Raw genomic sequence first — 5,953 nt, 5'->3', positions numbered from 1 at the left:
CCTCTTCAACATCTTCAAAAGCAGGAAACTCTACCGACCGCACTTCAGACAGGGGTACGTTGAAGACCTCAAAATCAGTGTAAGCTCTTGCGGGTTCTTCCGATAGGGTAGAGGCATCGTACTCGTGTTGAGGTTTAAATTTAGGTACAATTCCTATGGTTTCCAGCGTCATATACACGCCGGTAAGGCAAATAATAAAGATAAATACGAGCATCCAGCGCCCTATAGCCGAATGGTAATGAGGGTTAAATTCTTCCCCTTCGGGTAGTTTTCCAAAGAAGTGGCGCCAGCGTTGCTGTTTGCGTACAATCAGCCATATACCCGATAAGGCTATTATTGCAAAGCACAAAGCCGTGATTCCCATTATCACCCGTCCTGTTTTGCCCATATAGAGCGAGCGGTGCAAGGTTTTAACGAACTGTATAAACTTCGAAGGCTTATAATTTCCCTCCATTACCGCGCCCGATTGGGGGTGTATAAATAGTTTTTTACCCTCCGATGTCTCTACTTGCACAAAGTGATTGCGGTCGATAGTGAGTTTAAGGGCATCTATCTTCTTCTCTTTTAGGGCGGCAATGGTTTGGGCAAGAGTCGCCTTTTCAAACTCTGCACTTTTGTAAGGCAATGTTTGGTTATACACCGATTCTACTGCTAATATAGCCCCTGTAAGAGCTCCCAGCAATATGAATACCCCCGCTATTAGGGCAATTATTAAATGAAGTTTTCTTGCCATTTGTCAGTTAGTTACATCTTGGTTCATCAGTTATAAGAGCTTTTTCAATTCTTATTTCTTCAAGGCGTTTTAGTTTCTTTTCTTTTACAAAATCGTATAGATAGTAATAACCATCAAAAGATACTATAGCAACATTCTCTCTTAAGTATTGTATACTATTATATTTAGGTTCAGCTATTATTTCTCCTTTCAGATTGATAAGACCTATACCGCTATCAGTATAGTATTTAGCAACCCCATTTTTAAAGGAGCTTACCCCTCTATTAGTAAACTCAAACGGAATCACTACCTCATTTTTTAGGTTGATATACCCCCATTTACCATCTTTGCGTACCGCAGCCAATCCTTCGCTAAAATTACCTACTTCTTCATATTCTAACGGAATTATTACCTTGCCATAGCCATCTATATAGCCCCATTTACCCCCTTTTTTAACCCCAAAAATACCATTACCACTCCAATTGTTTATAAAACCATCATAGGTATCTAATAAATTACCATTCAAATCATAGACCATATACTTACATTCCTTACGTACCCCTACTATGTAAGTGTTGTCAGAAGGTTCAATCACATCGGCATCAAAATCTTGAATAACAGGTTCTCCTTTAAGGTTGATATATATGTAATCTCTCACTTCCATTACTTTAGCCAAACCTTGTCGAAAGGCAAAAGCATCTCTGTAGGTAGCAGGTATCACCCATTCATTTTTAGTATTGATATATCCCTCTTTGCCATTCAATCTTGCTACAATAGGAATATTGTCATCTATCTCATCGGTGTAAATCCAGCGATAGCTTATAGGGATAATTTCTTTCCCTTCAGAGTTAAAAAGACCTGTTTTATCATTAAGAGTTACTGTATAGCCATTTTTGTTAGAGTTTATAAATGAATATTTTAAGGGGAGTATTATAGTACCTTTTTCAGAAACCACCCCATATTTCCCATTCTTCTCAACAATAAACTGACCTTCACACCCAAATCTTATAGAGTTATAAGTTCCTTTAAGAATGGGTCGTAAATTTTCGTTATACACCCAGCAGCCTTTTGTTTTACCACAAGCAATGATGTATGGTTGTTTTTGTTTTATAGAATTAAAAGTAGGGGCTAACACTGTTTTTCCCTGCAAATTGACCAATCCTAACTTACCCTTTTCTTCAAAGATAAAGTATTTAGGTTGTGCCAACCCCATAAAGCCACACAACAGCAAGACTAATTTGATTATTTTCATTATTTTCATATTTGCTAATTTGTTAAAGGTTAAAATTTGTTTAAGTCTCTCCCCAAAGTTTTTCGTGTATGCTAACCGTCACCTCTCCCCATCCCACTGACCATCCCATCTCCCCATTCTGCTGACCGTCATATCTCCCCATCCTGCTGACCATCCCATCTTTCCTTCCTGCTGACCATCACCTTTCCCCATCCTGCTGACCGTCACATCTCCCCCTTTGAAGGGGGCTGGGGGGATGTTAATCGTCAAACCGTCACCTCTCCCCCTTTGAAGGAAGTCCGCGAGCTGGCGCAGCGGAGTATGTGCAAGGGGGGATGTTAATCGCCAAATCGTCAAATTTGCTAATTCCCTAATTTGTTTGGCACGAGTTATAGGCTTGCGCCAGCGGTGGGTAAAAAAGGCTTCTCTTCTAATGTTTCTAAATTGAGTGTGCTAAAGTTGTGATTTTTATCTATCAACAGTAATGAATTGTTGAAAAACTCACTAAACCCTACTCTTCCTAATTTGTATTTTTTGTAGGAAAAATCATTGCGATTGACGATGAACAACCAATTGCCATCTAACAAATAGACCGCTATATAATCAGGATTATCAGAAAGACATATTGAAAAAAGTGTTTTGCCACTAAGCTTTTCTTTTTCTTTAAAATTGATACGCCAAACTTCCTCGTCTTCATTGTTCATATACACTAAGATATTACTGCCTAAATAGTAGTAACCTTTGTTGTCGCAAGCTACTTTACAATCAGATATACGTATTTTTTTATCAGTAGGTATGGCTGAAAACATAAGTGTATCAAAGTTGAATTTGTACAGATTAGGCTGTCTGAAAGCACTAAAATACACCGAATTACTTGCAGGATGATAAGCAGTGTTACCCCATTGTGTTTTTTCGTCGAGAATAGCTATTACTTTACCCGTTTCGACATCTACACAAAAAGGGTTTCCATAAATATTCTTATAAATATCGCTTTTAGTTACTGAAAATACTTTGCTACCTTCTCTATCAAGACAAGGATAGATAAAAGTATGATTATAAATGGTATTTGTTATAGTTTTTTTATCAACATCAACCATAAGTAATGGTTCATTAGTGTCAATACTACGAGAAACAGCTATGGTTTTTCCGTTATCAGCTATAGCCCTAACCATATAATCCTTGTATAAAGAATCTTTTAGCACACAAAATGCTTTTTCTTTATCAAAATCCCGACACCAAATACCCTCTTTCCCAAAGTAGTATCTGTGCCAAAAATACATTCGTCTGTTAGTAAAATCTGTAATTATACTCATTTTATTGATTTACTGATTTGCTAATTTGTTCGAGGCTCTCCCAAAAGTTTTTCGTGTATGCTGACCATCCCATCTCTCCGTCCTGCTAACCGTCACCTCTCCCCGTCCTATTGACCGTCACATCTTTCCATCCTGCTGACCGTCACCTCTCCCCCTTTGAAGGGGGCTGGGGGGATGTTAATTGTCAAATCGTCACCTCTCCCCGTCCTATTGACCGTCACATCTTTCTATCCTGCTGACCGTCACGTCTCCCCCTTCGAAGGAAGTCTGCGAGCTGGCGCAGCGGAGTATGTGCAAAGGGGGGATGTTAATCGCCAAATTGCCAAATTGACTAATTAGTCAGCTCAAACCGTATTTTCTTCGCATTCTTCAGCGCCTCGTGACTGATAAAATACGATTTGTAAGGCTTCCCATCGATGTAAATATTCTTAATGTAAATATTTTCGGGCGAAGCATTACTTTCTATTACCAAATCACCAGCAGGATAGTACTTCGGATCGCGTTTGAGGGTGATTTTAGTGAACTTAGGCGAGGTAAAAGTATAGTTAGGCTCAGCAGGAGTAATAGGATAAAAACCTGCCATACCATAGATAAGCCAAGCCGACATTACCCCTGTATCCTCATTCCCTGGCAGTCCCGCAGGTTTGTTTTGAAAATACTCATTGATAAGTTGGTCTACTTTCTGTTGGGTCTTCCACTCTTTACCTTTAAGGAAGTTGTACAGATACGGATAGGCAATATCAGGTTCGTTAGCCATATCGTACTGCTTACTGTCAAAAATATGGTCGAGTTGCTTTTCAAAAGGCTTTTCACCACCCATTAGCTTAATCATTCCTTTCACATCGTGGGTTACCATATATACGTATTGCCACGCATTACCTTCTATGTAGCCCACATTTTCTTCAAAGTTAGCCCCACTTTCAGGGTTGAAAGGCGCATACCATTTGCCATCAGCGTGGCGCGGACGCAATAAATGGGTTTCTTTGTCAAATAGCTTTCTATACGAATAAGCCTGTTGATTAAACTTCTCGTAATCAGCTTTTTTGCCTAACTTCTTAGCTATTTGTGCAATAGCAAAATCAGCCGCATTATACTCTTGGGTAGTTGATACCGGACCTCTTACACCCCCATCTACACTCAGGTAACCCAACTTCCAATACTCTTTCACCCCTGGGCGTATAGGATTGTTTTCAAGCGTATTCGCCCCTTTTAGCATCGCCTCGTAGGCAGTTTGTATGTCAAAATCGGTCAGACCGCGCAAATAAGTATCTGCCAGTACTATGCTGGCAGGGTCGCCTACCATCGTAAAGGTTTCTGTGGAATTGAGTTCCCATTTAGGCAGCCAACCGCTTTCTTTATAAATGTCGAGCATCGTGCGCACCATTTGCAGTTGCTGTTCGGGGTAGAGTAGGGTCAGCAGTTGGTGGTAATTCCTATAAGTATCCCAAAGCGAGAATACCGTATAACGCTCGTTGCTTTTGCCTATTTTGTTGGTTTTGCTTTCGGGGTAATCGCCATTAACATCATTTAGTAAGTTCGGGTGAATAAGCGCGTGATACAGAGCCGTGTAGAAGATAGTTTTCTGCTCATCAGTACCCCCTTCTACGGTAGCGCGGAGGGCATCGTTCCACGTTTGGCGGGTAGCGGTGTACACCTCATCGAAAGTGCGGTTGCCTATCTCTTTCTCAAGGTTTTCACGAGCGTTAGCTATACTCACGTACGAGATGCCCACTTTTAGTTCCACCACCTCTTCTTTGTCGAATTTATAACGGAAATAAGCCCCAATACTATCGCCTACCACCTCGCGGGCAAATTGCTCTTTTAGGCGCGTATCGCCGTTGTACCACATCCATTGGGCTTCCACCCCTTGGTGTTTTTCAGGCGTATGCCATACCCCGTATGAGGGGGCAACTTTGTTCACTTTAGCTACGAAATACACCGGATAAGCCAGCTCCGGACTGTTATAGCAGAAAGTCCCTACCATACGCATTCCTTCCACCTCGGTAGGCGATACGAATTTCAGCATAGCCCCCTTTTCGTTTGTAAGTCCCAACCCAAGATTGAGCAGCAAATTGGCTTCTCCTTTCGGGAAGTGATAGCGAGTAATACCAGCCCTTGTAGTGGCGGTAGCTTCAGTTTTGATATGATATTTAGTAAGGAAATTGCTGTAATAACCAGCTTTAGCCACCTCATTTTGGTAGGTTGAGCCATATTTTAGGTGATTTACCTCCAATTTACCAGTAGTAGGCATTGCGATAATCACCCCGAGTTCAGGACAACCAACACCGCTGAGGTTCACGTGGGTAAGTCCGGTGAAGAAGTTGTTTTCATTCACATAAGGGTTTGAAAGCCAACGACTATCTTTTTCAAGTGGAGCTTTCACGCCAGTAGTATCGAAAGCCACGTTAAAGGGGGAGATGCTAAGCATACCGCGAGGTGCGATAGCCCCAGGGTGAGTAGCCCCAAAGTTAGACGTTCCAATAAGCGGATTGATATAATCCACAGGTTGCTGCTGAGCGTGTATTGATAGAGCCACCCACAGAGCGGCGAAAGAGAGTACTTTTTTCATTAGTCTAAAACGCTAAAAATGGTTAATCAGGCTACAAATATACGACTATTTTTTGAAGTTACAACCCTAACACCCTTTTTTATACCCCAAGTCAATTCCATTGCCTAATAACTTCGTTTGTTAATGCT

General features: G+C 41.1%; 4 protein-coding genes. All 4 read right to left on the bottom strand.

Annotated elements, in window-relative coordinates:
* Positions 1-733, bottom strand: a 733-nt coding sequence (locus HMPREF9074_RS08640) for a PepSY-associated TM helix domain-containing protein (protein WP_198133046.1), incomplete at its 3' end; no start/stop codon positions are given.
* A gap of 7 nt (positions 734-740) precedes the next feature.
* Positions 741-1,973 (bottom strand): WG repeat-containing protein, encoded by a 1,233-nt coding sequence (locus HMPREF9074_RS08635; RefSeq protein WP_009390928.1) that lies wholly within the window; start codon positions 1,971-1,973, stop codon positions 741-743.
* Positions 1,974-2,332: 359 nt separating this feature from the next.
* Positions 2,333-3,256: a hypothetical protein gene (locus tag HMPREF9074_RS08625; RefSeq protein WP_009390932.1), complete on the bottom strand. Its 924-nt coding sequence runs from the start codon at positions 3,254-3,256 to the stop codon at positions 2,333-2,335.
* A gap of 331 nt (positions 3,257-3,587) precedes the next feature.
* Complete coding sequence (locus HMPREF9074_RS08620; RefSeq protein WP_009390934.1) at positions 3,588-5,825, bottom strand: GH92 family glycosyl hydrolase; 2,238 nt, start codon at positions 5,823-5,825, stop codon at positions 3,588-3,590.
* Positions 5,826-5,953 lie beyond the last annotated feature (128 nt).

Origin of the sequence: Capnocytophaga sp. oral taxon 329 str. F0087 (assembly GCF_000213295.2) — a bacterium.
In the GTDB taxonomy this organism is placed as follows: domain Bacteria; phylum Bacteroidota; class Bacteroidia; order Flavobacteriales; family Flavobacteriaceae; genus Capnocytophaga; species Capnocytophaga leadbetteri_A.
Note: the sequence above shows the minus strand (reverse complement) of the source record. Positions and strands in the feature narration are given on the sequence as shown.